Annotated in this window: 1 protein-coding gene; it reads left to right on the top strand. The window is 67.3% G+C overall.

Translation table 11 applies throughout. The features are described from left to right. The coding region (locus tag BA175_RS31595) for a non-ribosomal peptide synthetase (protein ID WP_254667824.1) at nt 1–2974 on the top strand (2974 nt) is incomplete at both ends.

Genomic DNA, 2974 nt, shown 5'->3' with positions numbered 1-2974 from the left:
CCCTGGAAACCGCCCTCAACGACGTCATCGAACACCACACCCCCCTACGCACCATCTTCACCACCATCAACGGCGAACCACACCAACACATCCTCCCGACCGCACACATCCGTGCACACGTCGAACGTCGGGTGTCCACGCCGGAGACGTTGGACGCCGATCTGGACGCGGCAGCCCGGTACCGGTTCGACCTGAAGACGGAGATCCCTCTGCGGGTCACCCTCTTCGAACTCGGTGACGGCCGCGGCGTCCTCCATGTCCTGGTGCATCACATCGCGACGGACGGCCGGTCCACCGGCGTCTTCTTCGACGACCTCTCCCGGGCCTACCAGGCACGTATCGCCGGTACCGAGGGACCGGTCCTGGAACCACTGCCGGTGCAGTACACCGACTACGCCGTCTGGCAGCAACGGGTCCTCGGCTCCGCCGACGACACGAACAGTGTGCTGGCCCAGGAACTCGCCTTCTGGCACAAGACCCTGGAAGGACTCCCCGAGGAACACCGGCTCAACACGGACCGCCCCCGACCCGCACAGGCCTCGCACCGCGGCGGACAGATCGACGTCGAGCTGGGACACGGAATCTTCGAACAGATCACCACCCTCGCCCGCACCGAAGGCTGCACACCGTTCATGGTGGTCCACGCCGCACTCGCCGCCACCCTGACCCGCCTCGGAGCCGGCACCGACCTCACCATCGGAACCCCCGTCGCCGGCCGCACCGACGAAACACTACGCAACCTCGTCGGATTCTTCGTCAACACCCTCGTCCTACGCACCCACACCGACAACAACCCCACCTTCCGCGAACTCCTCCAACACGTCCGCACCACCGACCTCGACGCCTTCGCCCACCAGGACGCACCCTTCGACCTCGTCCTCGACACCCTCAACCCCACCCGCACCCTCTCCCGCCACCCCCTCTTCCAGATCTGCCTCACCCTCGAAACAGGAGAAACACCCACCCTCAACCTCAGCCCCGACCACTCGGCCGAAGTGACAGGCCTGACCAACGGCTCCGCCAAATTCGACCTCGAATTCCTCCTCCGCACCGACGCCAGCCAAGGCCTGCACGGCACGATCCTCTACGCCCAGGACCTCTACGACCACACCACCGTCCAGCGCATGGCAACCGTTCTCGGCAACGTGCTACGGCAAGCACTCACCGCCCCGGACACACACCTCACGGAATTCGACGTACTCACCCCGGAACACCGAGAGTTGCTCCTCGGTCCATGGGCCGGCTCCGTCGTCGACGGGGACGAAGGCTCGCTGGCGGAACTGTTCGAGGCGCAGGTTGCTCGCTCACCGGAAGCCGTGGCGCTGATCGACGGCGACCGTCGGATCACCTACGCGGAGCTGAACGCGTCCGCCAACCGCTGGGCCCACCACCTGCGCGCACAGGGGCTTGGCCGGGGCGACCTGGCCGGAGTCCTCCTCGAACGCGGAGCCACCTTCGCCACCGCACTGATCGCCGTCCTCAAGACCGGCGCCGGACACGTACTCCTGGACCCCGACTTCCCCGACGAACGACTCCGCTCCGCCGCCCACGAAGCCGGCATCAGCCACCTCGTGACACGTGCGGGTCTCACCCACCGCCTTCAGGGCACATGGGCCGTGTGCGCGGAAGAACCCGACGAGATCTCCGGCCACACACCGGACAACCTCGGCCTACCCATCCAGGGCGACGACGTGGCCTGCGTGATGTTCACCTCCGGCTCCACCGGACGCCCCAAAGGCATCCTCTCCTCACACCGCAACCTCGTCTCCACCCTGGTGGGGCAGGTGTATCTCCCGACCGGCCCGGGCGAGGTGTTCCTGCAGTCGTCGCCTGTGTCCTGGGACGCCTTCAGCCTCGAATTCTGGGGGCCGTTGCTGCACGGCGGGACCGCTGTCCTGCAGCCGGGACAGAAGCCCGAACCCGCACTCATCGCCGAGCTCACGCGGCGACACGGCGTCACCACCCTGCTGCTGTCGGCCAGCCTCTTCAACTACCTCAGCGACGAGCACCCGGAGACGTTCGCCTCGGTCACCACCGCCTACACGGTCGGTGAGGCGGCTTCTCCCACACACGTGCACACCGTGCTGCGATCGCGGCCGGGGATCAGGGTGATCAACGGATACGGCCCCGCCGAGGCGATGATCTACGCCACCACCCACACCGTCGAACCCACCGACGAACCCGACACCGTCATCCCCATCGGAACGCCACTGGCCAACAAGCCCCTCCACGTCCTCGACGGCACGCTACGGCTCTGTGCACCCGGCACGACCGGTGAGCTGTACGTAGCAGGCGACGGTCTGGCCCACGGCTACCTCAACCGCCCCGACCTCACCGCCACCCACTTCATCCCCAACCCCTACGGACCCCCCGGCACCCGCCTCTACCGCACCGGCGACCTCGCCCACTTCGACCACCACGGACACCTCCACTACGAAGGCCGCGCCGACAACCAGATCAAGATCCGCGGCTTCCGCATCGAACCCGCCGAAATCGAAACCGCCCTCCTCGCCCACCCCCACATCACCCAAGCCGTCGTCACCACCCACCACGACCAACTCTCCGCATACGTGGTCGCCGACGCCGTTGCCATGGAGGACGTCCGCCACCATCTCGTCGCGCGGCTCCCCGAGCACCTCGTCCCCGCCTACCTCACCCCGCTCGACCGACTCCCCCTCACCCCCAACGGGAAGATCGACAAACGCGCCCTCCCCGAACCGGCCGCAGCCGCCTCCACCGGAGGCCGCACACCCCGGACCCCACTCGAAGAAGTCACCGTCGCACTCTTCGCACGGGTCCTGAACACCCCCCACCCCATCGGCGTGGACGACAGCTTCTTCACCCACGGTGGTCACTCACTGCTCGCAGCCCGCCTCACCAACCACATCGCCGACGTCCTGGGCATACGACTGACCATCCGGGACATCTTCCAGCACCCCACACCGGCCCGCCTCGCCCACCACATCACCACGCT

It is taken from the genome of Streptomyces griseus, from assembly GCF_001715295.1.
GTDB classification, from domain to species: Bacteria; Actinomycetota; Actinomycetes; order Streptomycetales; family Streptomycetaceae; genus Streptomyces; species Streptomyces griseus_G.
This window is presented reverse-complemented; position numbering and strand designations above follow the sequence as displayed.